This window comes from Streptomyces cyaneofuscatus, from assembly GCF_033109485.1.
GTDB lineage: Bacteria > Actinomycetota > Actinomycetes > Streptomycetales > Streptomycetaceae > Streptomyces > Streptomyces cyaneofuscatus.
In genome coordinates this window covers 5,918,009-5,943,746 of sequence record NZ_CP137002.1, presented here as the reverse complement: position 1 = coordinate 5,943,746, position 25,738 = coordinate 5,918,009, and the positions used below count along the sequence as shown (strand labels likewise).

Genomic DNA, 25,738 nt, shown 5'->3' with positions numbered 1-25,738 from the left:
CTCTGCCCTTCGCCGACTCCGAGAGACACGCGTGCTCATAAAACTCCTGCGGGCCCACCTGGGCCCGTACAAGAAACCCATCGCGCTGGTGGTCCTCCTCCAGCTGCTCCAGACCTGCGCCACCCTGTATCTGCCCAGCCTGAACGCGGACATCATTGACAACGGTGTCGTCCGGGGCGATACCGGCTACATCCTGGAGTTCGGCGGTCTCATGATCGCCGTCAGCGTTCTCCAGGTGCTCTGCAACGTGGGGGCCGTCTTCTACGGGGCCCGGACCGCGTCGGCGTTGGGGCGGGACGTGCGGGGGGCCGTCTTCGACCGGGTGCAGTCGTTCTCGGCCCGGGAGCTCGGGCGGTTCGGGGCGCCCTCGCTGATCACCCGGACCACCAATGACGTCCAGCAGGTCCAGATGCTGGTGCTGCTGGCGTTCACGCTGATGGTGTCCGCGCCGATCATGTGTATCGGCGGCATCATCATGGCGCTCGGCCAGGACGTCCCGCTCTCGGCCGTGCTGCTGGCGGTGGTTCCGGTGCTCGGGATCTCGGTGAGCATCATCGTGGCGAAGATGCGGCCGCTGTTCCGGACGATGCAGGAGCGGCTGGACACCGTGAACCGGGTGCTGCGCGAGCAGATCACCGGTAACCGGGTGATCCGGGCGTTCGTGCGTGACGGGTACGAGGAGAAGCGGTTCCGGGGGGCCAACACCGAGCTGACCGATGTGTCGGTGGCGACCGGGCGGCTGATGGCGCTGATGTTCCCGACCGTGATGACGGTGGTCAACCTGTCGTCCGTCGCGGTGGTGTGGTTCGGCGCGCACCGCATCGACAGCGGCGGGATGCAGATCGGTGCGCTGACCGCGTTCCTCGCCTATCTGATGCAGATCGTGATGGCCGTGATGATGGCCACCTTCATGTTCATGATGGTGCCGCGCGCCGAGGTGTGCGCCGAGCGCATCGAGGAGGTGCTCGGTACGGAGTCGAGCGTCGTGCCGCCCGTCTCCCCCGTCACCGAGCTGCGCCGGCACGGGCATCTGGAGGTGCGGGGCGCGGAGTTCCGGTACCCGGGTGCCGAGGAGCCGGTGCTGCGGGCCGTGGATCTGGTGGCCCGGCCCGGTGAGACCACGGCGATCATCGGGTCGACCGGCAGCGGGAAGTCCACGCTGCTCGGTCTCGTACCCCGGCTGTTCGATGTGACGGACGGCGAGGTGCTGGTCGACGGCGAGGACGTGCGGACGCTCGATCCGGTGCTGCTGGCGAAGACGGTGAGCCTGGTGCCGCAGAAGCCGTACCTCTTCTCGGGGACGGTCGCGACGAACCTGCGGTACGGGAACCCGGACGCGAGCGACGAGGAGCTGTGGCACGCGCTGGAGGTGGCGCAGGCCAAGGGGTTCGTGGAGGGGCTTGAGCACGGGCTCGACGCGCCGATCGCGCAGGGCGGCACCAATGTGTCGGGCGGTCAGCGGCAGCGGCTCGCCATCGCCCGGACGCTGGTGCAGCGGCCGGAGATCTATCTCTTCGACGACTCGTTCTCGGCGCTGGACTACGCGACCGACGCCGCGCTGCGGGCGGCGCTGGCGCGCGAGACGGCCGGGGCGACCGTGGTGATCGTGGCGCAGCGCGTCTCCACCATCCGCGACGCCGACCGGATCCTGGTGCTGGACGAGGGGCGGGTCGTGGGCAGCGGCAGCCATCACGAGCTGATGGACGGCAATGAAACGTACCGGGAGATCGTGCTCTCCCAGCTGACGGAAGCGGAGGCCGCGTAATGGCCGGTCCGGGCGGACGGATGATGGCCGGGGGCGCGCCCACCGAGCGATCGATGGACTTCAAGGGGTCGAGCAAGCGGCTGCTGAGACGGTTCGGCCTGGAGAAGGCCTCGCTCTGGCTGATGCTCGGCGCGGTGACGGGCAGCGTGGCGCTGTCGGTGGCCGGGCCGAAGATCCTCGGGCAGGCGACCGACCTGATCTTCGCCGGGGTGGTCGGCCGGCAGATGCAGGCGGGCACGACGAAGACGGAGGCGATCGAGGGGCTGCGCGCGGAGGGCAGCGGTTCGATGGCCGACATGCTCACGGGGGTGGACTTCACGCCGGGGCAGGGCATCGACTTCGGTGCGGTGGGCGGTGTGCTGCTGGCAGTGCTGGTGATCTACGTCGCGGCCGGGGCGCTGATGCTGGTCGCGACGCGGCTGTCGATCCGGGTGATCAACCGGATCGTCTTCCAGCTGCGGGAGGACCTCCAGACGAAGCTGGCGCGGCTGCCGCTGTCGTACTTCGACCGGGCCAAGCGCGGTGAGGTGCTGAGCCGGGCGACCAACGACATCGACAACATCTCGCAGACGCTCCAGCAGACGATGGGCCAGCTCATCAACTCGCTGCTGACCATCGTCGGCGTCCTGATCATGATGGTCTGGATCTCGCCGCTGCTGGCCCTGGTGGCGCTGGTGACGATCCCGCTGTCGGTGGTCGTGGCGACGCAGGTCGGCAAGCGGTCGCAGCCGCAGTTCGTGCAGCAGTGGCGGGTGACGGGGAAGCTCAACGCCCACATCGAGGAGATGTACACCGGGCACACCCTGGTCAAGGTCTTCGGGCGGCAGGAGGAGTCCGCGCGGGACTTCGCCGAGCAGAACGACGCACTGTACGAGGCCGGGTTCAAGGCGCAGTTCGCCAGCGGGCTGATGCAGCCGCTGATGTTCTTCATCTCGAACATCAACTATGTGCTGGTGGCCGTCGTCGGTGGGCTGCGGGTCGCGTCGGGCACGCTGTCGATCGGTGACGTGCAGGCGTTCATCCAGTATTCGCGACAGTTCTCGATGCCGCTGACGCAGGTCGCCTCGATGGCCAACCTGGTGCAGTCCGGCATCGCGTCGGCCGAGCGGGTCTTCGAGCTGCTGGACGCGGAGGAGCAGGGTCCGGACCCGGTCCGCGGTGAGCTTCCGAAGGAGCTGACCGGGCGGGTCTCGCTGGAGAAGGTGTCCTTCCGTTACGACCCGGACAAGCCGCTCATCGAGGATCTGTCGCTGAGCGTGGAGCCGGGGCAGACGGTCGCGATCGTCGGTCCGACGGGCGCGGGCAAGACCACGCTGGTCAATCTGCTGATGCGGTTCTACGAGGTGACCGGCGGGCGGATCGCGCTCGACGGGGTCGATGTGGCGAAGATGAGCCGGGACGATCTGCGGTCGCGGATCGGCATGGTGCTCCAGGACACCTGGCTGTTCGGTGGGTCGATAGCCGAGAACATCGCGTACGGCGCTGCGCGCGAGGTCAGCCGGGAAGAGATCGAGGAGGCGGCCCGGGCGGCGCACGCCGATCGCTTCATCCGGACGCTGCCCGACGGGTACGACTCGGTGATCGACGACGAGGGTTCCGGGGTCAGCGCGGGCGAGAAGCAGCTGATCACCATCGCCCGGGCGTTCCTCTCCGACCCGGTGATCCTGGTCCTGGACGAGGCGACCAGCTCGGTGGACACCCGGACCGAGGTGCTGATCCAGAAGGCTATGGCGCGCCTGGCCCATGGGCGTACGTCGTTCGTGATCGCGCACCGGCTCTCGACCATCCGGGACGCGGACGTGATCCTGGTGATGGAGAGCGGGTCGATCGTGGAACAGGGCACGCACGAGGAGCTGTTGGCGGCCGGCGGTGCGTATGCGCGGTTGTACGCGGCGCAGTTCGCGGAGGCGCTGGCGGAGGTGGACTGAGCCGCCGGCCTTGAACCGTCGCGTGGATCAGTCGAGGTAGCCGCGGAGCTGGTCGGCGAAGGCGTGGTCCCGCAGCCTGCTGAGGGTCTTGGACTCGATCTGGCGTATGCGTTCGCGCGTCACGCCGAAGATCCGGCCGATCTCCTCCAGGGTGCGGGGCCGCCCGTCGTCCAGGCCGTAACGGAGCTGGACGACCTTGCGTTCGCGCTCGCCGAGGGTGGAGAGGACCGCCTCCAGGTGTTCGCGCAGGAGGAGGAAGGCGGCGGTCTCCACGGGTGAGGCGGCGTCGCCGTCCTCGATGAGGTCCCCGAAGGAGACGTCGTCCTCCTCGCCGACGGGCGCGTGCAGGGAGACCGGTTCCTGGGCCAGGCGCAGGACTTCGGTGACCCGCTCGGGCGTCAGGTCGAGCTGGCCGGCGACCTCTTCGGCGGTGGGCTCGTATCCGCGCTCCTGGAGCATCCGGCGCTGGACCCGGACCACGCGGTTGATCAGCTCCACGACGTGGACGGGGACGCGGATGGTGCGGGCCTGGTCGGCCAGGGCGCGGGACATGGCCTGGCGGATCCACCAGGTCGCGTACGTCGAGAACTTGTAGCCCCGGGCGTAGTCGAACTTCTCCACCGCCCGGATCAGCCCGAGGTTCCCCTCCTGGACCAGGTCGAGCATGGTCAGGCCGCGGCCCACGTACCGCTTGGCGACGGAGACGACCAGGCGGAGGTTGGCCTCGATGAGCCGGCGCTTGGCGGTGCGGCCCATGACGACGAGCCGGTCCAGGTCGCCGGCGAGCCGGGAGTCCAGGTCCGGGGTGTTGGCGAGGCGCTCCTCGGCGAAGAGCCCGGCCTCCACGCGGCGGGCCAGCTCGACCTCGTCGGCGGCGGTGAGCAGCGGGATGCGGCCGATCTCGCGCAGGTACTGCCGGAAGAGGTCGGAGGTGGGGCCGCCGCTGTCCGTCCGGCTCCGCGCCTCGCGGGGTTCGGGGGCGTGCTCCGCTTCCTCCATGACGGCCTCGGGTGCGCTCAGGACCACCTCGGGCGCCCTGGCGGGCGGGCCGGCCGTGGTTTCCGGCTGATTCTCCGGGTGGTGGACGGCCCGGTTCTGCACGGGAATCGCCGACATGTGCTCGGTCGTGGTCGACACGGTCCGGGTCTGCACGGGGGCGACCTCCAGGTGATCGCTGCCGGATGACTCTGGCAGCCCCAGTGTGGGGCACGGCACAGGGTTGCCACGAGGGGCGTGCGGGGACTTTTTGATTCCGGTCGGTCACCGGCCGGTTACTGCTCCCGAGGTCCGTCCCGGAGGGCCGGTACGCGCTCAGAGCGCGTCGGCGCCCTTCGCCCGCAAGGACTGCGCGTACTGCTGGAGCACCCAGACCTCGTTCTGCGCGGCCGCCAGGTCGTCGGGGGCCACGTTGCTGCCGAGGCGGGCGAGGCTGCCCTGCACCTCGTCGATCCGGCGGTCGACGGCGCGCAGCCGGACGTGGACGAGCTGCATACCGGCGTACGTCTCGTCGATCGTCCGGCCCATGAAGACCTCGACGGCCAGCTCGGTGACGAGGGAGCGCACGGTGTTGTTGGGGGCCGCGTCCATCACGGCGACCAGATACTCGCGGTTGTCGCCGAGGCCGCGTTCGGCCCCGCCCGCCTCCGCGATGCACTGGCGCACCGCCGCATAGGGCGGGGCGGTGAACTCGTCCGCGCCGTACGCGTCGAAGGCCGGGGAGACCAGGGCGGGCTTCTGGAGGGCGAGCTTGAGCAGCTCGCGCTCGGTGCGGTGGGCGGGGCTACGGAGGTTGAGCGCGGGGCCGGAGGGGGCGGCGGGGGCCTGGACGGCCTGGGCGGAGTGCTGGGGTGCGCCGCCGCGCCGGTCCTGGGGGCCGCCCGGACCACGGCCGCCGCGTGGGTCGCCGCGTCCGTCGCCGCCCTTGTCACGGGCCCAGCGGGCGAGCTGGGCGACGCGGCGGACCACGAACTCCTGGTCCAGGATGCCGACGAACCCCGCGAGCTGGACCGCCACCTCACGCTGCACACTGCTGGTCTTGATCTTGGCGACGACGGCGGCGGCCTCGTCGAGCGCGGCCGCCCGGCCCGCCGGGGTCTCCAGGTCGTACCGGCCGACGATCTGGCGCAGCGCGAACTCGAAGAGCGGGGTGCGCGGCTCGACCAGGTCGCGTACGGCGTCGTCGCCCTTGGCGAGCCGCAGGTCGCACGGGTCCATGCCGTCCGGGGCGATGGCGATGTACGTCTCGGCGGCGAACTTCTGGTCGTCCTCGAAGGCGCGCAGCGCGGCCTTCTGACCGGCCGAGTCGCCGTCGAAGGTGAAGATCACGCGGGCGCTGCCGTTGTCCATGAGGAGGCGGCGCAGGATCTTGATGTGGTCGTTGCCGAAGGCGGTGCCGCAGGTGGCGATGGCGGTGGTGACCCCGGCGAGATGGCAGGCCATGACGTCGGTGTACCCCTCGACGACGACGGCCCGGCTGGCCTTGGCGATGTCCTTCTTGGCCAGGTCGATGCCGTACAGCACCTGGGACTTCTTGTAGATCGGGGTCTCGGGGGTGTTCAGGTACTTCGGGCCGTTGTCGTCGTCGCGGAGCTTGCGGGCGCCGAAGCCGACGATCTCGCCCGCGGTGTCGCTGATCGGCCACATCAGCCGGCCGCGGAAGCGGTCGATGGGGCCGCGCCGGCCGTCCTGGGAGAGGCCGGAGGTGATCAGCTCCTTGTCGCTGAAGCCCTTGCCGCGCAGATAGCGGGTGAGGTGGTCCCAGCCGGCCGGGCTGTAGCCGACGCGGAAGTGGGTCGCGGCGTCCTGGTCGAAGCCGCGCTCGGCGAGGAACTTCCGGCCGATCTCGGCCTCGGGGCTCTCCAGCGCGCGGACGTAGAAGTCGGCGGCGGCCTGGTGGGCCTCGATCAGCCGGATGCGTTCGCCGCGCTGGTGGGAGGGGTTGTAGCCGCCCTCCTCGTACCGCAGGGTGATGCCCGCCTTGGCGGCGAGGCGCTCGACCGTCTCCGAGAAGGAGAGGTGGTCGATCTTCATCACGAACGCGATGGTGTCGCCGCCCTCCTGGCAGCCGAAGCAGTGGAACAGGCCCTTGCCGGGACTGACCTGGAAGGAGGGGGACTTCTCGTCGTGGAAGGGGCAGAGTCCCTTGAGGTTTCCGCCGCCCGCGCTGCGCAGCTGGAGGTATTCGGACACGACGGAGTCGATCGGGACCGCGTCCCGTACCGCCTTCACGTCGTCGTCGTTGATCCTGCCAGCCACGGATGAAGTCTACGGGTGGGCGACGACAACCCCGACGCCCACAGGGCTCCGCCCCGGCCGAAGCGCGTGGTCAGCCGGTCCGTCGGGCGGCCCAGACGGTGCGTTCGGTGCGTACGGCGAGGTCGTCGCGGCGCAGGAGCGAGCCGGGGCCCTCGGTGTCGAGCAGCCGGTCGAGCGCGGCCAGGTCCTCGGGCGCGAGGGCCCCGGCCACGCTGTGGCGCAGGCGGCGGAGGCTGCCGAGGGCGTAGGCGCCGACGGCCTCGCCGCGGGAGCCGTCGGTGGTGCCGGTGTCCACGGTGATCGTGCGTTCGTCTTCGAGCGTGAACCCGGCTCCTGTCAGCTTCGGGCCCCAGTCGGCGCCTCGGTGGGGTACATGTTCGGCGTGGAAGCGGTCGCTCGCCTCGTGGCAGCGCTCCTCCAGGCCGGGCCGGTCCTCGGGGGCGGTCCCGGGCAGGAAGCGGGGGAAGCCGGAGAGCTCCACCACGACGAAGAGTCCGCCGGGGGCGAGCAGGTCGTGGACGGCCTTCAGAGCCCGGTCCGGGTCGGCCATGTGGTGCATCGAGGCCGACGCCCACACCAGGTCCGGGGAGCCGAGGTCGGGCCAGTCGGCGGCGTCGAGGTCGGCCTGGACCGTCCGTACGCGCCCCTCCGCACCCCGGGCGCACGCCTTCTCGCGGAGGCGCTGGAGGTGGGCGGCCGAGGTGTCGACGGCGGTGACGTGCGCCTCGGGGAAGCGGTCGAGGAGGGCGAAGGTGCCCGTTCCCGTCCCGCAGCCCAGGTCGACGATCCGGCGGGGCGGCGCCTGGACGGGGAGCCATCCGGTGAGGGCGGTGAGGTGTTCGGCGAGGACCTGGGCGTCCAGGTCGAGGATCTCCGCCTCGCCGTGGCTGTCGTGGCTGCCGTGGGTGTGGGTGTGGGTGCGTGCGTCTGCGTGGGTCATGTGGCCACCGTAGGACGGGTATGCCTCAGCGGCACGGCGTCTCCCGGTATTGGCAAGAAGGTGGCCGCCTGCTGTGCCGGGCGCGCAACGACGTGCGCCGCACGCGACGAAAGCCGTCACGACGAGAGCAGACACGCCGTGCGCCGTCATGTCGTGTGCGGCAGGTCCGGTACGCAGTCGTTCCCGGTGCGCCGGGTGTCGCGCAGGTGGCCGCGGCGGGCGTCACGGTCGAAGATGCCGAGGATCTCGCACGGGCCGCCCTCCGCGCCGATCGCGTGCGGCAGCATCGTCGGGAACTCGGCGGCCTGGTTGGTCTCCACCCGGAAGCGGCGGTGCCCCAGCATGAGGACCGCCGTGCCGGAGAGGACGACCAGCCACTCGTGGCCGGGGTGCGCCCGCATCCGGGCCGGGTTGTCCGGGGGCGGCTCGGTCATCCGCTGCCGTACGACGGTCATCCCGGGGTCGCTCTTCACGGGCCAGCGCATCAGCCCGTGGGCGCCGTCGATCATCGGGCTGATGATGACGTCGTCGGAGGCGGTCTCCACCAGCTGGTCGAGCGTGGTGTCCAGGGCCCGGGCGAGCGTGACGAGCTGGTCCAGGGCGAGGCGGCGCTGCCCGTTCTCGATCCGGCTGAGCGAGGACTGGCTGAGGTTCGCCCGGCCGGCCAGCTCCTCCAGGGACCAGCCCTGCGCCACCCGCAGGGCGCGGATGCGTTTGCGTACGAGGCTGTCCAGCTCATCGGTGCCGTGCTCCATGCGCACCACCGTATGCCCATGGAGCAGCGGATCGCCCCAGGGTGATCCGCTGCTCCCGGCAGGCCGTCAGAGCAGGGACGTCAGGTCCACCGACGGGTCGGCCAGCGCCTCCGGGTCGTGCTGCTGACCGGCCCGGATCAGCTCCTGGATCGTCTCCGTCACGTCCCACACGTTGACGTTCATCCCGGCCAGGACACGGCGGTCCTTGAGCCAGAACGCGATGAACTCCCGCTTCCCCGCGTCGCCCCGGATGATCACCTCGTCGTAGGAGCCGGGCGGCGCCCAGCCGGAGTATTCGAGGCCCAGGTCGTACTGGTCGGAGAAGAAGTACGGCACCCGGTCGTACGTCACGTCCTGGCCGAGCATGGAGCGGGCGGCGGCCGGTCCGCTGTTGAGGGCGTTGGCCCAGTGCTCGACGCGCAGCCGGACGCCGAGCAGCGGGTGGGCGACGGCGGCGACGTCCCCGGCGGCGTAGATGTGCGGGTCGGAGGTGCGCAGCGCGGCGTCCACGGCGATGCCGCCGCCGTGCGCCCGCTCGGCCATCTCCAGGCCCGCGGCCTCGGCGAGGGCGGAGCGGGGGGCGGCGCCGATCGCGGCGAGCACGTCGTGGGCGGGGTGCTCCTCGCCGTCGTCGGTGCGGGCGGCCAGCACCATGCCGTCCTGGCCGGTGATCTCGGTGAGGCGGGCGCCGAAGTGGAAGCGGACGCCGTGCGAGCTGTGCAGCTCGGTGAAGATCTGGCCCAGCTCGGGGCCGATGACCTGGTGCAGCGGGGTGGGCTCCGACTCGACGACGGTGACCTCCGCCCCGTACCCCCGGGCGGCGGCGGCGACCTCCAGGCCGATCCAGCCGCCCCCGGCGATCACCAGGTGGCCGTTGTCGCGGCCGAGGGCGGCCAGCACGTTGCGCAGCCGGTCGGCGTGGGCGAGGCGGCGCAGGTGGTGGACGCCGGCCAGGTCGGTGCCGGGGACGTCGAGGCGGCGCGGTTCCGAGCCGGTGGCGAGCAGCAGCTTGTCGTAGTGGATGACGGTGTTGTCGCCGAGCTGCACGGTCTTCGCGTACCGGTCGAGGACCGTGACGGGCTGGCCGAGGTGCAGTTCGACGTCGGCGCCCGCGTACCAGGGGCGCTCGTGCACGAAGACGCTGTCGCGTTCCTCCTTGCCGCCGAGGTAGCCCTTGGAGAGCGGCGGCCGCTCATAGGGGTGGTCGCGCTCGTCCCCGATGAGGATCACCCGGCCGGTGAACCCTTCCGCGCGGAGCGTTTCGGCCGCCTTCGCCCCTGCGAGTCCCGCTCCGACGATGACGAATGTCCGATGTGCGTCGACCACTTGATGCCTCCTCAGTGCTGTGCTGCGCGGCGCCTCCGGCTGCGAGCGTCCCGCACGCAGCGTGATGGCGAAAGAGGGTGTGCCCCGGACAGGTCACACCCAGTGGTCATTTCTCCATTCTTCTCCAGTCTGCCCCTCAGCCGCGGCGCGCTGTGAGCGCGGCGTGCAGGGATCGTGCGGAGGCGTCCGTGAGCGCCGCGATCTGGTCGACCAGGACGCGCTTACGGGAGTGGTCGTCGGGCGCCTGGTCGAACAGGGCCCGGAAGTGCGGCTCCAGGCCTTCGGGGGCGCGGGCGGTGAGGGCGGCGGCCAGCTCGGCGATGACGATGCGCTGGTCGGCGCGGAGGGTCTCCTGCTCGGCGCGCTGCATCACGTAGCGGTCGGCGACCGCCTTGAGGACCGCGCACTCGTTGCGGACCGCGCGCGGAACGACGAGCTCCGCCCCGTACCGGGTGAGGCGGCCGGGGCCGTAGAGCTCGCGGGTGGCGGTCTCGGCCTCGGTGCAGAACCGGCCGATGAGCTGGCTGGTGGCGTCCTTCAGGCGGGCCTGGGCCACGGCGGAGCCGTCGTACCCGTGCGGCCACCACTCCTGGTCGATCAGCCGGTCCAGCGCCTCGGCCAGCTCCTGCGGGTCGGTGTCCACGGGGACGTACCGGCCGATGGCGACGGCGAAGATCTCCTCGCGCTCCGGCTCGGCGTAGAGGCAGTTGGGGTCGATGTGCCCGGCGTGCAGCCCGTCCTCGAAGTCGTGCACCGAGTACGCCACGTCGTCGGACCAGTCCATCACCTGGGCCTCGAAGCAGGTGCGGCCCTCGGGCGCCCCCTTGCGGGCCCACTCGAAGACCGGGAGGTCGTCCGCGTACACGCCGAACTTGACCGAGTGCGGGTCGGTGGGGTGCGCGCCGCGCGGCCAGGGGTACTTGGTGGCGGCGTCCAGGGCGGCCCGGGTCAGGTTGAGGCCGACGCTGACCAGCTCGCCGGTGCGCGGGTCGTGGACGAACCGCTTGGGCTCCAGGCGGGTCAGCAGCCGGAGCGACTGGGCGTTGCCCTCGAAGCCGCCGCAGTCGGAGGCGAAGTCGTTGAGCGCCTGTTCGCCGTTGTGGCCGAACGGCGGGTGGCCCATGTCGTGGGAGAGGCAGGCCGTCTCCACGAGGTCCGGGTCGCAGCCGAGGACCGCGCCCAGCTCGCGGCCGACCTGCGCGCACTCCAGGGAGTGGGTGAGCCGGGTGCGGGGGCTGGCGTCCCAGACGAGGGAGCGGGTACCGGGCGTGACCACCTGGGTCTTCCCGGCGAGCCGGCGCAGCGCGGCGGAGTGCAGCACCCGGGCCCGGTCGCGCTGGAAGGCGGTGCGGCCGGGGCGCTTGTCCTGCTCGGTGTCGAAGCGCTCGGTGTCGGCGGGCCCGTAGCCGCTCCCGGTGACGCGCTCACTGCGTGCGGCTGGTGTGCCTGGTGCTGCTGGTGTGGCTGGTGCTACTGGTGTGCTGGATGTGCCCTGTGTTTCTGGTGTGCCGTGTGTCTGATCTGCCCCGCGTGCGCCCTGTGTGCCGTCCATGGTCCCGACAGTAGCGACCGGGGCGGACAACGTGTCGTGAGCGGGCCGGGGAGTCAGGCGGAAGCGAGCAAGCTCACCATCTCGGAGGGCGCGGTGGCGGAGAGGGGGTGTCTTGTCGGTCAGGCCGGATCAGGGAGCGGGGTCTGGTGCCGTGCATCGCAAGGCGGAGGGGGGAGTCATGGCGGAGCCATGGCGAGGGACGACAACGCGGCGAGGTGCGGTGCCAGGGCACGCGAGCCCGGCCTGACCGACAAGACACCCCCTAGTGCCTGGTCGTAGCGGTGGAGGAGGAGGTGGGCCATCGCCGGGTGGGCGCCGAGCGGAACGGCGGCGGTGCGGGGTGCGGCGCTCGCGGCGGCGCTCGCGAAGCGGCCGGGCGCGGTGAAGTACGAGGCGACGAAGGTACGGTGCCGGCCCCGGGCGGCCAGCGCGCGTACCGCGGCGGGGACGGTGGGCGTCGCGGCGGAGGCGTACGCCGGGACGACGGGCACCCCGCCGAGCCGCTCGGCGAGCATCCGGGCCGTACGCCGTGTGTCCTGGGCGGAGTCGGGGTCGCGGGACCCTGCGGCGGCGAGGACCACGGCGGCACGGCGGCCCCCCTCGTCGGCGGGGTCCCAGCCCGCCTCCACGAGCCGCCCGTACAGCGCCTCCACCAGCAAAGGGTGCGGCCCGAGGGGGGCGGCGATCCGGGTGCGTACGGAGGGGGCGGCGGCCGCGGCGGCGGGCAGGTCGTGCTTGACGTGGTGGCCGCGCCCCAGGAGCAGCGGTACGAGCACGGCGTCGGCCCCGCGCAGGCCGTCCAGGGTGTCCGGGAGGAGCGGCTGGTTCAGCTCGATGTGGCCGAGCCGGACGTCGAGGCCGGGGCGCAGGTCGCGGACCCGGTCCAGGAGCACGAGAACGGTCCGCAGGGCCTGCGGGTCGCGGCTGCCGTGGGCGACGACGAGGAGGGCGGGCGGGGCGGCCTCGGAGGGGGAAGGCCGGGGCGCGGCGGGGGGCCGGGGCACGGCGAGGGGGCGGGTGCGGTGCATGGGCCTGCGGGTTCCGTTCCGGGAGACGGGGCTTGGGGCGGGGACGCGGGTGGGGGCCGGGCTGGGTGGTGATGAACCCGATCGTGCCGGGCCGAGGTTGCCGGGCCGTTGCGCGAGGGTCACGGAGGTTTTCCGCCCCCTCACGGCGGGGTGGTGGCCGGTGTGCGGGGCGGGGGCCTGCACCCGTTTCTGCCGGTCGGCGAACCTTTCGGGCGTTTCGCTCGTCAGGTGGGGTGGGACCGAACGACGGTACGAACGATGAGGGGGCTCTCGTGCGAGGGATGCGCGGCATGCGAAGGGCGCGGGATACGCCGGGGGCTCGGGCGGCTGCGGGGACGCAGGCTGCGTCAGGGGGGCGGCCCGCGTCGGAGGGCGGCGCGAAGAGACGCAGACCGTGGCTGCGGCTGCCCCGGCTCTCCGCGCTCCGGCTGCCGCGCTCCCGTCGGGGCCGACGGCTCGCCGTGCAAGGGCTGATGGCTCTCTGCGTGCTGGCGCTGCTGCCCGCGACCTGGATGCGGCTGGGCGCCGACGCGCGGGTGGGGACCACGGCGGACGCCCCGGCCCGGGAGGTCGCCATGGTTTTCGGCGCCGGGCTCTGGAAGGGCCGGCCGACCCCGTATCTGGCCCACCGGCTGGACGCGGCGGCCGAGCTGTACCGGACGGGCAAGGTGAAGGTCGTCCTGGTCACCGGGGACAACAGCCGGGTGGAGTACGACGAGCCGGACGCGATGCGCACGTATCTGACCGAGCGCGGGGTGCCGGACGACCGGATCGTCAGCGACTACGCCGGGTTCGACAGCTGGGACTCGTGCGTGCGGGCCAAGAAGATATTCGGGGTCGGCCGGGCGGTGCTGGTGAGCCAGGGCTTCCACATCCACCGGGCGACCACACTGTGCCGTTCCGCCGGGATCGACGCGTACGGGGTCGCGGTCGACGAGCCACGGGACGCGACCTGGTACTACGGCGGCACCCGGGAGCTGGCCGCGTCGGGGAAGGCTGCCCTGGACGCCCTGTTCCGCCCCGACCCGCGCTTCCTGGGACCTCAGGAGGCGGGCGTGACGGAGGCGCTGGCGTCGGCGACGCCGTGACGTGGGCCGGGGCCGTGACGCGTGAGCCTCACAGGGGTGCTGGGACCTCACAGAGGGGTGGGCGGCGGGCTGAGGGGGGCGTTCCGGCGGTGTAACCCGGTGCCCCCGTCCCCGTAATACCGCTCTCGCAGGCTGGGCCCCATGACCGGTACCGAGACGCCCACCCACTGCCCGTACTGCGCCCTCCAGTGCGGGATGAGCCTGCGCCCGGTGGCGGGCCCGGAGGTGGCCGAGGTGGTGGAGCGCGCCGGGTTCCCGGTCAACCGGGGCGCGTTGTGCGGGAAGGGTCGGAGTGCGCCCGCCGTGCTGCGGCGGGGGGTCCGGCTGACCTCCCCGCTGGTACGGAGGCGGCCCGGCGGTGAGCTGGAGGAGGCGGGCTGGGACGAGGCGCTGGGGCGGATCGCCGAAGGGCTCGGCGGGGTGCGGGCGGCGCACGGGGCGGACGCGGTGGGGGTGTTCGGCGGGGGCGGGCTGACCAACGAGAAGGCGTACGCGCTCGGGAAGTTCGCCCGGGTCGTGCTCGGGACCTCGCAGATCGACTACAACGGCCGGTTCTGCATGTCGTCGGCGGCAGCGGCGCACCAGCGGGCGTTCGGGCTCGACCGGGGGCTGCCGTTCCCGCTGGAGGACATCCCCCGGACGGGGTGCGTGATCCTCGTCGGGTCGAACCTCGCCGAGACGATGCCGCCCGCCCTGCGGTATCTCACCGAACTGAAGGCGAACGGGGGCCGGCTGATCGTCATCGACCCGCGCCGCACCCGCACCGCCGAACAGGCCGACCTGCACCTGGCACCCCGCCCCGGCACCGATCTGGCCCTGGCGCTCGGGATGCTGCACCTGGTGGTGGCGGGCGGCCGGGTGGATGAGGAGTTCGTACGGAGCCGTACGCGCGGGTGGGAGGAGGCGCGGGCCGGGGCGATGGCGCACTGGCCGGAGCTGGTGGAGCGGATCTGCGGGGTGCCGGTGGCACGGCTGCGCGAGGCGGTGGAGCTGTTCTGCGGGGCGGAGAGCGGGATGGTGCTGACCGCGCGGGGACCCGAGCAGCAGGCCAAGGGGACGGACACGGTGGGCGCGTGGATCAACTTCTGCCTGGCCACCGGGCGGGCGGGGCGGCCGCTGTCCGGGTACGGGTGCCTGACCGGGCAGGGCAACGGGCAGGGCGGCCGGGAGCACGGCCAGAAGGCCGACCAGCTGCCCGGCTACCGCAAGCTGACCGACCCGGCCGCCCGCCGCCATGTCGCGGAGGTGTGGGGCGTGGATCCGGAGAGCCTGCCGGGGCCGGGGCGGAGCGCGTACGAGCTGCTGGACGCGCTGGGCCGGGACGTGCGGGCGCTGCTGGTGATGGGCTCCAACCCGGTGGTGTCCGCCCCGCACGCCTCGCACGTCGAACGCCGCCTGGCCTCCCTGGACTTCCTGGCGGTGGCGGACGTCGTCCTCTCCGAGACGGCGGCGCTGGCGGACGTGGTGCTGCCGGTGACGCAGTGGGCGGAGGAGAGCGGGACCACCACCAGTCTGGAGGGCCGGGTGCTGCTGCGGCGGCGGGCGCTCGATCCGCCGGAGGGGGTGCGCAGCGACCTGGAGGTGCTGCACGCCCTGGCCGGACTGCTGGGCCACGGCAAGGGGTTCCCGGCCGACCCGGCGGAGGTCTTCGAGGAGTTGCGGCGGGCCTCGGCGGGCGGTGCGGCGGACTACGCGGGCATCACCTACGAGCGGATCGCGGCCGAGGACGGCGTCTTCTGGCCGTGCCCCGACGCGGACCACCCGGGGACGCCCCGGCTCTTCCTGGACCGGTTCGCGACGGAGGACGGGCGGGCCTCGTTCGTGCCGGTGGTGCACCGCGCGGCGGCCGAGGAGACGGACCGGGAGTATCCGGTGGTGCTGACGACGGGGCGGGTGGTGGCGCAATACCAGTCGGGGGCCCAGACCCGCCGTGTGGACGAGCTGAACGCGGCGGCTCCGGGGCCCTTCGTGGAGCTGCACCCGCGGCTGGCGGAGCGGATCGGGGTGGCCGAGGGCGAGCCCGTCGCGGTGACGTCCCGGCGTGGGCGGGCGGTGGCGCCGGCCCGGATCACCGGGGCGATCCGGGCGGACACGGTGTTCATGCCGTTCCACTGGCCGGGTGAGGGCCGGGCCAACACGCTGACCAACCCTGCGCTCGACCCGGTCTCGCGGATGCCGGAGTTCAAGGTGTGCGCGGTCCGCCTGGAGGCCGTCCGGTGACCCACCGCCCCTCGGCGATGACGCTGCCGCTGGTGCGCAGGGAGCGGGTGACGGCGGCCGCGGCGAGGTAGACCCAGGCCCGGGTCCCGGGAGGTCCCTGACCCTCGCGGGTCCCGGGAGCCCCCTCCCCCGGCAGCTCGACCTCGCGGACGACCCGCTCGTACAGATTGCGCGGGTGGCCGGGCCCGAGGTACTCCTCCAGATGGTCCAGGAGCCCGAGCAGCTCCCCGTACACCCCGGGCGCCGCGGTGAGCAGGGTGCCGTGGACGCGGCCGTGGCCGTCGATGGCGTACGGGTAGCCGGGCCCGTCGTACAGCAGGGCCCGGGGCAGGACGGCCGCCCGCTCCCCCGACGTACGGCCGCGGAGGAACAGGTCGTGGTTGGGTTCGCCGGGGAGCAGCGTCCCGTACACGAAGAACGGCAGCTCGTCGGTGGGCGGGGAGCCGGGGTCCAGGGTGCTCATGGCCGCCGTCACAGGGCCGCTGCGGGAGCCGTCTCCGCCGTGACCCAGCCGAGGTAACGGGCGCTGCCCCGGATCACCGGGATCGCGATGATCTCGGGGGTGTCGTAGTCGTGCGCCTCCTGGAGGTACTCCTCCAGATCCTCGTAGCGCCCTGCCGCCGTCTTGAACAGCACCTGCCACTCCTCGGACGACTCGATGGCGTTCTGCCAGCGGTAGACCGAGGTGACGGGCGCGGAGATCTGCGCGCACGCCGCCAGCCGGGCCTCCACCGCCCCCTGCGCCAGCTCGTGGGCCTTCTCCTCGCTGTCGGTCGTGGTCAGTACGGTCAGCCATGCCGGCGGCGCTGTCATCGTCGGTCTCCTCGGAGTACGGCGGGCTCCTGCCCGGACGGCGGGGTGCTCCCGCCCGTGCACCGATTGTCGGCCCGGAGGGGGTCAGGCGCTGTACGGATGGCGGTTTCGCGCGTCGCGCAGGGCGTTGCCCCACCAGGCCAGCTGGTCCAGGAGCGCCTTGGCCGCCGCGTCGACGTCCGCCGGGTCGCGGTGGTTGCCCGCGTCGTCGAAGAGGGCGCCCGCGTTGTGGAAGGAGACGGTGTCGCGGACGGTGACCGTGTGCATCTCGGCGAAGACCTGGCGGAGCTGCTCGACGGCCCGCAGCCCGCCGGACCTGCCGCCGTAACTGACGAAGGCGACGGGCTTCGCCTGCCATTCGGCGCGGTGCCAGTCGATGAGGTTCTTCAGCGGGGCGGGGAAGGAGTGGTTGTACTCGGGGGTGAGCACGACGAACGCGTCGGCCGCCGCCAGCCGTGCCGAGACCGCCGCGACCCTGGCTGCCTCCTCGGGGCCGGGGCTGAAGGAGAGGGCGTCGGGGAGCCGGGCGGTGACGACATCGATGAGCTCGGTCTCGATGCCGTCGTACCGGGCGGCCCGGCCGAGGAACCAGTCGGCGATGACCGGCCCGAAGCGGCCTTCCCGGTTGCTGCCGAGGATGACGGCGACCTTGAGGGGGGCGGGGGACGTCGTGGCGGAGGACGTCGTGGGTGCGGATGTGGTGTCCATGGCGTCGAGCTTTCAGCCTCAAGCTTGGTTGAGGTCAAGTCGTCGTCGGGGAATGTCGCGATCTACGGTTGCCCCATGACGAGCGCACCGCCCCCTCCCCTCCCCATCCAACTGCCCTACGTCGAGATGGACGGCCACCCCGCCACCGAGGACGACCTCCGCGTCCCCGCCCTCTTCGGGTTCGGCCACTTCACCGCCCTCCAGGTCCGGGACCGCAGGGCGCGGGGGCTCGGGCTGCACCTCGAACGGCTGGAGGGCGCGAACCGTGAGCTGTTCCAACTGCCCCTGGACGGGGGCCGGGTGCGCGAGCTGATCCGGGGCGCCCTGGACCGTGCCGGGATGCGGGAGGCGTCCGTGCGGGTGCACGGGTTCCTGCCGCCCGGGGAGAGCCATACGCGGGTGATGGTCACCGTCCGCGAGCCCGCCGCGATGGCGCCCGGGGGCCGGAGCCTGATGTCGGTGCCGTACGCCCGGCCCGTGCCGCACATCAAGCGGCCGGGCGAGTTCGGGCAGACGTACTACGGGATCCTCGCCGCGCGCGCCGGGTTCGACGAGGCCCTGCTGACCGCGCCGGGCGGGGTGGTGACCGAGGGGGCCATCACCAACATCGGCTTCTGGGAGGGGAGTTCGGTGGTGTGGCCGGACGCCCCCGCGCTCACCGGCATCACCATGGCGCTGCTGGAGCGCGGCCTCGCGGCGGCCGGGGAGCCGTCGGTGCGGCGGGCGGTGACGCTGGACGGGCTGGGCGCGTACCGGGGGGCCTTCATCTGCAACTCGCAGGGGATGGCGCCCGTGCGGCGGATCGATGCCGTGGAGTTCGGAGACGGAGACGGCGAGATGGAGGGGGTGATGGGGCGCTTGGAGGCTGCGTACGCGAGTGCGCCGGAGGAGCTTCTCTGACCCTGCCCGGCGGTCGACCTTGGCCGAAAATCGACCGTGACGCCCTCGCTCCGCCCCGGTGACGGACCATGGGGAGCATGCAGATCCATATCGAGGCCTCAGCGCTCCCCGGCCGCACCTGCGGGCCGGACTCCGACTTTCCCGGGTTCGAGAACATCCACGTCGGCGTTCAGCGCAAGGACCGGCCCGGTGAGCTGCTCGGTCTGCATCCCGGGGACGCCCCAACCGCCTCCTGGACCCTGGAGTGCACGGCGAAGGCCACGGCGGACGGGGTCGAGATCTCGGGGCCGTACATCCAGAACCGGCTGGGCGGGCGGTTCATCTATCTGTCGTGGGGGACCGTGGACGAGGCCGGGCTCTTCAGCATGTTCCGGCGCGCCAAGCTGATGTTCAGCGACATCGAGCCCGAGGTCCTCGAAGCCGCCGCGCGTTCCGGGCAGCTCACCGGGCGGCTGGGGCTGACCGACGCGAAGGGGCAGCCGCTGTGCGCGCGGGTGCGGCCGCCGGCGATCTCCTGGAGTGCGGGGGCTGGGGCTGGGGCGGGCGCCGGTGAGGCGCGCACCGGGTGAACCCTCCCCGCCGGATCCGACACCGCCCCCACCGGACTCAGGGGGGTAGGCCGATGAGGGCGGGTGCCGTGGGGGGCGGGGATCCGTCCCGTGGGGGGGGTGTCTTGCGTGTGCCCGCGCCCCACGAGCCCATGCGTGTGATGTGGGTCACACCTTCCCGGCGGGTCTCACTCGATCGGCACCCGGTCCGGCGGCACGGACCGAACGGCCCAGTCGCACCGCCGTGACCTGCGGCGATCTCCGACGGCAAGGGTGCCGCGCCGGTCCGTACGGGTGAAAGCTGACCTGGCGTCAGAAGGCGTGCGGCGGCGACCGCCCGTTAGGTCGGGGGCAGGACACAACTGCTCGCGCCGTCTGCCCGGAGGATCCCCATGCGCAGTCCTGCCCGCCTGATGACCGGTACCGCCACTGCCGCGGTCACCGTCATAGCGCTCGGTCTCACCGCCGCCCCGTCCGCGTACGCAGGCGATGACTTCGGCCGGCTGGAGATCACCCCCGCGACCGCGCCCCCCGGCGCCAAGGTCACCGTGAACACCACCGCCTGCGGCCCCAAGGGCTCGGGCATCGGTGACGCGAACTCCCTGGACGCCGGGGACTTCGAGGTCCGGCGCGGTACGCACAAGGAGGTGCTCGTCGGCCAGTTCACCGTGCCGCACGACACCCGGCCCGGCGTCTACGAGATCGTCGTCTCCTGCGACAACGGCAAGGACGCCGTCGGGGACCTGAAGGTGATCGGCGGCGGCAAGCACGACCGGCCCGACCACGACCGCCCGTCCGGCCATGTGCGGACCGGGGTCGGCGGCAGCGTCGAGCCGAACTCCACGCAGGTCGCCCTCGGCGTCGGCGTGATCGGCATGGCGGCCGTGGGCGGTCTGTGGCTGCTGCGCCGGCGGACCGAGTCCACCGAGGGCAGCTGAGGGCAGCAGCCCAGGGGCCCGGGGCAGCTGGGACCAGCGCCCCGGGGGCCCGGGAGGCCGGGCCCCCGGAGGCAGCCTCACCGACCGGGCCGGGCGCGTCCCCGAGCGCGCCCGGCCCGCCTTCGATCCGAGACGCATCAGGCTGACGAGGACGACGACGTGTCCCAGAGCGCGCAGAAAGCCAGGGGCTGGCTGGTGGGCATCGCCGTGCTGTGCGGTATCTGGCTCGTCCAGAACGGCTCCGGCGACCAGCTGATCCCGCCGCAGCCCTCCAGCACCCAGGCCTTCGCCGCCGGGCCCCAGCTCCAGCCCGGCTCCCCGGTCGCCGAACCGCTGCACCCCTCCGACCCGGTCCGCATCCGCATCCCGAGCATCTCGGTGGACGCGCCGATGATGCGGCTGGGGCTCGGTGCCGACGGCAGCCTGGACGTCCCGCCGGACACCGACCGCAACCTCGCGGGCTGGTACGCCGGCGGGGTCCCGCCCGGCGCCAAGGGCACCGCGATCGTCGCCGGGCATGTCGACAACGCCGAGGGGCCCTCCGTCTTCTACGCCCTCGGCGCCCTCACCAAGGGCACCCGCGTCGAGGTCGTCCGCGAGGACAAACGCACCGCGGTCTTCTCGATCGACGCCATCGAGGTGTACGACAACAAGGACTTCCCCGACCAGCGCGTCTACGGCGAGTCCCCGCACGCCTCGCTGCGGCTGATCACCTGCGGCGGCGGGTTCTCCAAGGAGACCGGCTATCAGGGCAATGTGGTGGCCTACGCCCATCTCACCGATGTGCGCTGAGTCCGGGGCACGTTCCACTGGGCCCGGGACACGTTCCGCTGAGCCCCGGATACGTCCCCGTACCCGCTCCTAAGCCGTCCACTGGTCGTAGCCCAGCTTCGCCACCAGCGAGAACACCACCGTGAGCAGCACCGCCCGGACGAACCCGCTCCCCCGGCTCAGCGCCATCCGGGCCCCCGCCATCCCGCCCGCCAGGTTGAAGACGGCCATCACGGCGGCCAACTGCCACAGGACCGTGCCCTGGTAGGCGAACATCGCCAGCGCCCCCGCGTTCGTGCACACGTTGACGATCTTGGCGGTGGCCGAGGCCGTCACCAGATCCAGATGGAGTACGGCGGTGAGCGCGAGCACCAGGAAGGTGCCGGTACCCGGGCCGAACAGGCCGTCGTAGAAGCCGATCCCGCCGCCCACCAGCACGACCGCGGTGACGATCCGGGCCCGGGTGACCGGCCGGGCGTCGGTGTCGCCCGCCGCCGCCGTGCCGAAGGACGGGCGCAGCAGGACGAAGGCGGCGACCCCGAGCAGCGCCACCATGATCACCGGGCGCAGCACCTCGCTGCTGATCCCGGCGGCGAAGAACGCCCCGCCCATCGACCCGGCGAGCGCCATCAGCCCCACCCGTACCGCCAGCCCCACCCGGACCGGCGCTCTGCGGACGTACGTGATCGCGGCGCCCGAGGTGCCGACGATCGCGACGGCCTTGTTGGTGCCGAGGACATGGGCGGCCGGTACGTTCGGCAGGCCGAGCAGCAGGGCGGGCAGGAGCAGCAGCCCGCCGCCGCCCACCACCGCGTCGATCCACCCCGCGGCGGCCGCGGCCAGGCAGAGCAGGATCAGGGTGGTGAGGGTGATGTCGGGCATGTCCTCGACATTAGAGGGAGGCCCGCGCGCCGTTCTCACAGGGGCCGCCGGGCGGCGCTGAGCGCACGGTTCCGCCCGGGAAACCGGCGGGATGCGGCCGGGTAACACCCGCCGAGCATGCTCCTGCCCATGAGGAAGAAGACCCCATGAGGAAGAAGACGGAGAGCGCCGCGCCCGTCGTGGTGATCGGCGCCGGGATGGCCGGTGCCCGGCTCGCCGCGCGGGTCCCCGGGGTCACCGTCGTCGGCGAGGAGCGGCACGCCCCCTACAACCGGGTGCTGCTGGCCGATGTGCTGGCCGGGCGGTACGCCCCGGACGTCATCGCGCTGCCCGCCACCGAGGTACGGCGCGGGGTGCGGGCGGTCCGCATCGACCGGGCCGACCGGCTCGTCCACTGCGACGACGGCAGCGTCCTGCACTACGGGCGCCTGGTCCTGGCCACCGGCTCCAACCCGGTGCTGCCGCCGCTGCGCGGGCTCGGGGCCACCCTGCCGGACGGGGTCCACCCCTTCCGTACGCTCGACGACGCCTTGGCCCTGCGCGCCGCCGTACGCCCCGGAGCTCGGGCGGTCGTCATCGGCGGCGGGCTCCTCGGGGTGTCGGCGGCCCGGGCGCTCGCGGAGTGCGGCGCGCAGGTGGTGCTGGCCCAGCAGGGCGAGCACCTCATGGAGCGCCAGCTCGACCCGGAGGCGGCCGCCCTGCTCCGGGTCCACCTCGAAGCGCTCGGGGTGGAGGTGCACACCGAGTGCCGGGTCCGCGGGCTGCGCTGCCCGGGCTCACCACCAGCCGTACGGGCCGTCCAGCTCGCCGACGGTTACGAGCTCGCCGCCGACCTCACCGTGCTGGCCTGCGGGGTACGCCCCCGGACCGGGCTCGCCCGCGCCGCCGGTCTCGACGTCCGCAAGGGGATCGTGGTCGACGACGAACTGCGCACCTCGGACCCGTACATCCACGCCCTCGGTGACTGCGCCGAGCACCGCTCCACGCTCTACGGACTGGCCGGACCCGCGCTGGAGCAGGCCGACGTGCTGGCCGAGGTGCTGGCCGGGCGGCCTGCCCGCTACGAGGGGACCCGGGCGCTGACCCGGCTCTCCCTGCGCGCCGGGAGCCGCGCCCACGGCACCCAAGGACCCGACGCGCTTGATCTCGCCGCCTTCGGTGAGGCCCGTCCGCTGCCGGGCGACGACGTGATCCGGCTGTCCGACGCCACCCGGGGCGCGTACCGCACGGTCGTCCTCCGGGAGGGCCGGCTGGCCGGCGGGGTGCTCCTGGGCGACCTCGGCGCGGTCGCCGGTCTCGCCCGCACCTGGCAGGACGACGAACCGCTGCCGCCCGCCATGTCCCTGCTCCACCTGCTCACCGACGACGGAGGCCACTGAGATGCCGGACACCACCATCCCGAACACCACCCCCACCTTCGTCCTCGTCGGGCACGGCATGGTCGGTCAGCGGTTCCTGGAGTCCCTGGCCGCGCGCGGGCTGACCCCGGCCGCCGGGCGGGCCCGGATCGTCGTGCTCTGCGAGGAGCCCCGGCCCGCCTACGACCGGGTCCAGCTCACCTCGTACTTCGCCGGGCGGACCCCCGAGGAACTCTCGCTGGTGGAGCCGGAGTTCATGGCGGAGCACGGGATCGAGCTGTACGTCGGCGACCCGGCCGAGAGCGTCGACCGTACGGCCCGGACCGTGACCGCGCGGTCCGGGGCGGTGTTCCCGTACGACACGCTCGTGCTGGCGACGGGCTCGTATCCCTTCGTCCCGCCGGTGCCGGGGAAGGATTTCCGGGGCTGCTTCGTGTACCGGACGATCGAGGACCTGCTCGCCATCGAGGAGTACGCCAAGGGGGCTCAGACCGGCGCGGTGGTCGGGGGCGGGCTGCTCGGGCTTGAGGCGGCGGGGGCGCTCAAGGGGCTCGGGCTGCGCACCCATGTGGTGGAGTTCGCGCCCCGGCTGATGCCGGTCCAGGTGGACGAGGGCGGCGGCGCGGCCCTGCTGCGGACGATCGAGGACATGGGACTGACCGTCCACACCGGGGTCGGTACGCAGGCGGTCACCGCAGGCACGGACGGGGCCGTGAACGGGATGGAGCTCTCTGACGGGTCCTCGCTGGACACGGATCTGGTGGTGTTCTCCGCCGGCGTGCGGCCGCGTGACCAACTGGCGCGCGACTGCGGGCTCGCGGTCGGGGAGCGGGGCGGGATCGTGGTCAACGAGGAGTGCCGGACCTCCGACCCGGCCGTCTTCGCGATCGGTGAGTGCGCGCTCGCGTCGGACGGGCGGGTCTACGGGCTGGTCGCGCCGGGCTACGAGATGGCGGAGACCGTGGCCGAGGTGCTCGGCGGCGGGCGGGCCGGGTTCACCGGTGCCGACATGTCGACGAAGCTGAAGCTCCTCGGTGTGGACGTGGCCTCGTTCGGCGACGCGCACGGGAGTGCGGAGGGCGCGCTCGACGTGGTGTACGCCGACTCCCGCTCCGGCGTCTACAAGAAGCTGGTCATCGGGGCCGACGGCACCCTGCTGGGCGGGGTGCTGGTCGGGGACGCCGACGACTACGGCACCCTGCGGCCGATGACGGGGAGCGTCCTGCCGGTCTCTCCCGAGCAGCTGGTGCTGCCCGCCGGGGCGGGCGGGCCGGTGGTGCTGGGGCCCTCCGCGCTGCCGGACGACGCCGTCATCTGCTCCTGCCACAACGTGAGCAAGGGCGCGATCTGCGAGCACACCACGCTGCCCGAGGTGAAGAAGTGCACCCGGGCCGGGACGGGCTGCGGCAGTTGCGTCAAGGTGATCGGGCAGCTGCTCCCGCAGAGCCAGGACACCGGCCTGTGCGGCTGCTTCGCCTACAGCCGCAGCGAGTTGTACGAGATCGTCCGCACCCTGGGCGTCACCTCCTTCACCGCCCTCCTCGACTCGCACGGCCGCGAGGAGGCGCGCGGCGGGGAGGGGTGCGAGGTCTGCAAGCCGACGGTCGGCTCGGTCATCGCCTCGCTCGCCCCGACGCTCGGCGCCAGCGGCTACGTCCTGGACGGGGAGCAGGCGTCCCTCCAGGACACCAACGACCACTTCCTCGCCAACCTCCAGCGCAACGGCTCCTATTCGGTCGTCCCGCGCATCCCCGGCGGCGAGATCACCCCGGAGAGGCTCATCGTGATCGGCGAGGTCGCCCGCGACTTCGGCCTCTACACGAAGATCACCGGCGGCCAGCGCATCGACCTCTTCGGCGCCCGCGTCGACCAACTGCCGCTCATCTGGACCCGGTTGGTCGACGCGGGCTTCGAGTCCGGGCACGCGTACGGGAAGTCGCTGCGAACGGTCAAGTCCTGTGTGGGGCAGACCTGGTGCCGCTACGGCGTGCAGGACTCCGTGAAGATGGCGATCGACCTGGAGCTGCGCTACCGGGGCCTGCGCTCCCCGCACAAGCTCAAGTCGGCGGTCTCCGGCTGCGCCCGGGAGTGCGCGGAGGCCCGGGGCAAGGACTTCGGGATCATCGCCACGGCCGGCGGCTGGAACCTCTACGTCGGCGGCAACGGCGGGGCCACCCCGCGCCACGCCGATCTGCTGGCGCAGGACCTCTCGGACGCCGAACTGGTGCGGCTCATCGACCGGTTCCTGATGTTCTACATCCGTACGGCGGACCGCCTGGAGCGCACCTCGGCCTGGCTGGAGCGGATCGACGGCGGCCTGGAGCACGTACGGGATGTCGTCGTCCATGACTCGCTGGGGCTCTGCGACGAGTTGGAGAGGCTGATGGCCGACCATGTGTCCGGCTACCGCGACGAGTGGGCCGCGACCATCGACGACCCGGAGCGGCTGCGGCGGTTCGTGAGCTTCGTCAACGCCCCCGACGCCCCCGACCCGTCGGTGAAGTTCGTCCCGGAGCGGGACCAGATCAAGCCCGATCTGGAGCTGCTCGCGGGCCCCGTGCTCGCCGTCCGCACTCTCGAAGGGACCCCGTCCTGATGACCACCGAAACCCTGAACACCACCGCGACCGCCACCGTCGTCCGGGTCGCGCACGCCGACGGCTGGCTCACCGTCTGCGACCTGGACCGGCTGAGCCCCGGGCGCGGGGTCGCGGTGCTGCTGCCGGACGGCGGGCAGGCGGCCCTGTTCATGGACCGGGCGGGGGTGGTGCGGGCGATCTCCAACCGGGACCCGTTCACCGGCGCGTACGTCCTCTCCCGGGGGCTGCTCGGTTCGGCGGGCGGGCGGCCGTTCGTAGCCTCGCCGCTGCTGAAGCAGCGCTTCGACCTGGAGACGGGGGTGTGCCTGGACGACGAGGAGGTGTCCGTTCCGGTGTATGCGGTACGGGTGGAGTGACGGCCCGG

At 72.7% G+C, this 25,738-nt stretch carries 22 protein-coding genes; 11 read left to right on the top strand and 11 right to left on the bottom strand.

The annotated features are described in order from the left end of the window. Positions 1–31: 31 nt before the first annotated feature. Positions 32–1,765, top strand: a complete 1,734-nt coding sequence (locus R2B67_RS26065; RefSeq protein WP_317821443.1) for an ABC transporter ATP-binding protein — start codon at positions 32–34, stop codon at positions 1,763–1,765. Further along, entirely contained in the window at positions 1,765–3,693 is a 1,929-nt protein-coding gene (locus R2B67_RS26060) for an ABC transporter ATP-binding protein (RefSeq protein WP_317821441.1), read from the top strand. The genes R2B67_RS26065 and R2B67_RS26060 overlap by 1 nt, the downstream gene beginning before the upstream one ends. A 27-nt stretch (positions 3,694–3,720) precedes the next feature. On the opposite strand, the gene R2B67_RS26055 is transcribed toward R2B67_RS26060, so the two are convergent. The 7 genes from R2B67_RS26055 to R2B67_RS26025 all read right to left on the bottom strand — a co-directional run bounded on the left by R2B67_RS26055 (position 3,721) and on the right by R2B67_RS26025 (position 12,549). Continuing rightward, positions 3,721–4,845 (bottom strand): RNA polymerase sigma factor, encoded by a 1,125-nt coding sequence (locus R2B67_RS26055; RefSeq protein ID WP_109977574.1) that lies wholly within the window; start codon positions 4,843–4,845, stop codon positions 3,721–3,723. 159 nt (positions 4,846–5,004) lie between these two features. After that, positions 5,005–6,948, bottom strand: a complete 1,944-nt coding sequence (gene dnaG, locus R2B67_RS26050) for a DNA primase (RefSeq protein WP_317821439.1) — start codon at positions 6,946–6,948, stop codon at positions 5,005–5,007. Between the two features lie 70 nt (positions 6,949–7,018). Further along, positions 7,019–7,888: a methyltransferase gene (locus R2B67_RS26045; RefSeq protein ID WP_317821437.1), complete on the bottom strand. Its 870-nt coding sequence runs from the start codon at positions 7,886–7,888 to the stop codon at positions 7,019–7,021. Positions 7,889–8,034: 146 nt separating this feature from the next. Continuing rightward, positions 8,035–8,643, bottom strand: a complete 609-nt coding sequence (locus R2B67_RS26040) for a type II toxin-antitoxin system RelB family anti-toxin (RefSeq protein WP_317821435.1) — start codon at positions 8,641–8,643, stop codon at positions 8,035–8,037. Positions 8,644–8,709: 66 nt separating this feature from the next. Continuing rightward, the gene (locus R2B67_RS26035; protein ID WP_317821434.1) at positions 8,710–9,969 is read right to left on the bottom strand and encodes an NAD(P)/FAD-dependent oxidoreductase; all 1,260 of its coding nucleotides are present in this window, start codon (positions 9,967–9,969) and stop codon (positions 8,710–8,712) included. A 136-nt stretch (positions 9,970–10,105) separates the two neighbouring features. Continuing rightward, positions 10,106–11,521, bottom strand: a complete 1,416-nt coding sequence (locus R2B67_RS26030) for a deoxyguanosinetriphosphate triphosphohydrolase (RefSeq protein ID WP_317821432.1) — start codon at positions 11,519–11,521, stop codon at positions 10,106–10,108. A 176-nt stretch (positions 11,522–11,697) separates the two neighbouring features. Further along, on the bottom strand, positions 11,698–12,549 hold the full coding sequence (locus R2B67_RS26025; RefSeq protein ID WP_317821431.1) for a sirohydrochlorin chelatase: 852 nt from the start codon (positions 12,547–12,549) through the stop codon (positions 11,698–11,700). Between the two features lie 290 nt (positions 12,550–12,839). Here R2B67_RS26025 and R2B67_RS26020 point away from each other — a divergent pair, with 290 nt between their 5' ends. Together R2B67_RS26020 and R2B67_RS26015 are read left to right on the top strand one after the other, a co-directional pair. Next, complete coding sequence (locus R2B67_RS26020) at positions 12,840–13,637, top strand: SanA/YdcF family protein (RefSeq protein WP_381073765.1); 798 nt, start codon at positions 12,840–12,842, stop codon at positions 13,635–13,637. A gap of 141 nt (positions 13,638–13,778) precedes the next feature. Beyond that, a complete protein-coding gene (locus R2B67_RS26015) occupies positions 13,779–15,857 on the top strand; it encodes a molybdopterin oxidoreductase family protein (protein ID WP_317821430.1) in 2,079 nt (692 codons plus the stop codon). Here R2B67_RS26015 and R2B67_RS26010 read toward each other — a convergent pair. The 3 genes from R2B67_RS26010 to R2B67_RS26000 form a co-directional block, all read right to left on the bottom strand. Then, positions 15,820–16,320 carry a gamma-glutamylcyclotransferase family protein gene (locus tag R2B67_RS26010; protein ID WP_317821428.1) on the bottom strand — a complete coding sequence of 167 codons (501 nt, stop codon included), beginning with the start codon at positions 16,318–16,320 and terminating at the stop codon, positions 15,820–15,822. The genes R2B67_RS26015 and R2B67_RS26010 overlap by 38 nt on opposite strands. A gap of 8 nt (positions 16,321–16,328) precedes the next feature. Continuing rightward, positions 16,329–16,670, bottom strand: a complete 342-nt coding sequence (gene cutA, locus R2B67_RS26005; protein WP_317821427.1) for a divalent-cation tolerance protein CutA — start codon at positions 16,668–16,670, stop codon at positions 16,329–16,331. Positions 16,671–16,754: 84 nt separating this feature from the next. After that, the gene (locus R2B67_RS26000; protein WP_317821425.1) at positions 16,755–17,378 is read right to left on the bottom strand and encodes an NADPH-dependent FMN reductase; all 624 of its coding nucleotides are present in this window, start codon (positions 17,376–17,378) and stop codon (positions 16,755–16,757) included. A 75-nt stretch (positions 17,379–17,453) separates the two neighbouring features. Here R2B67_RS26000 and R2B67_RS25995 point away from each other — a divergent pair, with 75 nt between their 5' ends. The 4 genes from R2B67_RS25995 to R2B67_RS25980 all read left to right on the top strand — a co-directional run bounded on the left by R2B67_RS25995 (position 17,454) and on the right by R2B67_RS25980 (position 20,556). Then, positions 17,454–18,278, top strand: a complete 825-nt coding sequence (locus R2B67_RS25995) for an aminotransferase class IV (RefSeq protein WP_317821423.1) — start codon at positions 17,454–17,456, stop codon at positions 18,276–18,278. Positions 18,279–18,355: 77 nt separating this feature from the next. Then, positions 18,356–18,847 (top strand): DUF5990 family protein, encoded by a 492-nt coding sequence (locus tag R2B67_RS25990; RefSeq protein WP_317821421.1) that lies wholly within the window; start codon positions 18,356–18,358, stop codon positions 18,845–18,847. A gap of 371 nt (positions 18,848–19,218) precedes the next feature. Next, the gene (locus R2B67_RS25985; RefSeq protein WP_026241407.1) at positions 19,219–19,764 is read left to right on the top strand and encodes a GVDTG sorting domain-containing protein; all 546 of its coding nucleotides are present in this window, start codon (positions 19,219–19,221) and stop codon (positions 19,762–19,764) included. A 159-nt stretch (positions 19,765–19,923) separates the two neighbouring features. Continuing rightward, positions 19,924–20,556: a class F sortase gene (locus R2B67_RS25980; protein ID WP_317821418.1), complete on the top strand. Its 633-nt coding sequence runs from the start codon at positions 19,924–19,926 to the stop codon at positions 20,554–20,556. A gap of 69 nt (positions 20,557–20,625) precedes the next feature. Here the strand turns inward: R2B67_RS25980 and R2B67_RS25975 are convergent, their stop codons facing one another. Then, positions 20,626–21,417, bottom strand: coding sequence for a TSUP family transporter (locus tag R2B67_RS25975; RefSeq protein WP_317821416.1), 792 nt, complete (start codon positions 21,415–21,417; stop codon positions 20,626–20,628). A gap of 146 nt (positions 21,418–21,563) precedes the next feature. On the opposite strand from R2B67_RS25975, the gene R2B67_RS25970 reads away from it, so the two are divergent. From R2B67_RS25970 to nirD, 3 genes are read left to right on the top strand one after another with little or no spacing between them, the layout of a single operon-like run. Next, positions 21,564–22,796 (top strand): NAD(P)/FAD-dependent oxidoreductase, encoded by a 1,233-nt coding sequence (locus R2B67_RS25970; protein WP_317821414.1) that lies wholly within the window; start codon positions 21,564–21,566, stop codon positions 22,794–22,796. A gap of 1 nt (position 22,797) precedes the next feature. Continuing rightward, a complete protein-coding gene (gene nirB / locus R2B67_RS25965; protein ID WP_317821413.1) occupies positions 22,798–25,371 on the top strand; it encodes a nitrite reductase large subunit NirB in 2,574 nt (857 codons plus the stop codon). Beyond that, positions 25,371–25,730: a nitrite reductase small subunit NirD gene (gene nirD / locus R2B67_RS25960; protein ID WP_317821412.1), complete on the top strand. Its 360-nt coding sequence runs from the start codon at positions 25,371–25,373 to the stop codon at positions 25,728–25,730. Before nirB ends, nirD begins: the two co-directional genes overlap by 1 nt. The last annotated feature ends 8 nt before the right edge of the window (positions 25,731–25,738 follow it).

What these genes read in the sequence shown, in the direction of transcription:
- cutA (WP_317821427.1), bottom strand. Translation starts at nt 16,670, where the DNA reads ATGACAGCGCCGCCGGCATGGCTGACCGTACTGACCACGACCGACAGC.
- R2B67_RS25995 (WP_317821423.1), top strand. Translation starts at nt 17,454, where the DNA reads ATGACGAGCGCACCGCCCCCTCCCCTCCCCATCCAACTGCCCTACGTC.
- R2B67_RS25970 (WP_317821414.1), top strand. Translation starts at nt 21,564, where the DNA reads ATGAGGAAGAAGACGGAGAGCGCCGCGCCCGTCGTGGTGATCGGCGCC.
- R2B67_RS26015 (WP_317821430.1), top strand. Translation starts at nt 13,779, where the DNA reads ATGACCGGTACCGAGACGCCCACCCACTGCCCGTACTGCGCCCTCCAG.
- R2B67_RS26030 (WP_317821432.1), bottom strand. Translation starts at nt 11,521, where the DNA reads ATGGACGGCACACAGGGCGCACGCGGGGCAGATCAGACACACGGCACA.
- R2B67_RS25990 (WP_317821421.1), top strand. Translation starts at nt 18,356, where the DNA reads ATGCAGATCCATATCGAGGCCTCAGCGCTCCCCGGCCGCACCTGCGGG.
- nirD (WP_317821412.1), top strand. Translation starts at nt 25,371, where the DNA reads ATGACCACCGAAACCCTGAACACCACCGCGACCGCCACCGTCGTCCGG.
- R2B67_RS26040 (WP_317821435.1), bottom strand. Translation starts at nt 8,643, where the DNA reads ATGGAGCACGGCACCGATGAGCTGGACAGCCTCGTACGCAAACGCATC.
- R2B67_RS26045 (WP_317821437.1), bottom strand. Translation starts at nt 7,888, where the DNA reads ATGACCCACGCAGACGCACGCACCCACACCCACACCCACGGCAGCCAC.
- nirB (WP_317821413.1), top strand. Translation starts at nt 22,798, where the DNA reads ATGCCGGACACCACCATCCCGAACACCACCCCCACCTTCGTCCTCGTC.
- R2B67_RS26000 (WP_317821425.1), bottom strand. Translation starts at nt 17,378, where the DNA reads ATGGACACCACATCCGCACCCACGACGTCCTCCGCCACGACGTCCCCC.
- R2B67_RS26020 (WP_381073765.1), top strand. Translation starts at nt 12,840, where the DNA reads ATGCGAAGGGCGCGGGATACGCCGGGGGCTCGGGCGGCTGCGGGGACG.
- R2B67_RS25985 (WP_026241407.1), top strand. Translation starts at nt 19,219, where the DNA reads ATGCGCAGTCCTGCCCGCCTGATGACCGGTACCGCCACTGCCGCGGTC.
- R2B67_RS26060 (WP_317821441.1), top strand. Translation starts at nt 1,765, where the DNA reads ATGGCCGGTCCGGGCGGACGGATGATGGCCGGGGGCGCGCCCACCGAG.
- R2B67_RS25975 (WP_317821416.1), bottom strand. Translation starts at nt 21,417, where the DNA reads ATGCCCGACATCACCCTCACCACCCTGATCCTGCTCTGCCTGGCCGCG.
- R2B67_RS26025 (WP_317821431.1), bottom strand. Translation starts at nt 12,549, where the DNA reads ATGCACCGCACCCGCCCCCTCGCCGTGCCCCGGCCCCCCGCCGCGCCC.
- R2B67_RS26010 (WP_317821428.1), bottom strand. Translation starts at nt 16,320, where the DNA reads ATGAGCACCCTGGACCCCGGCTCCCCGCCCACCGACGAGCTGCCGTTC.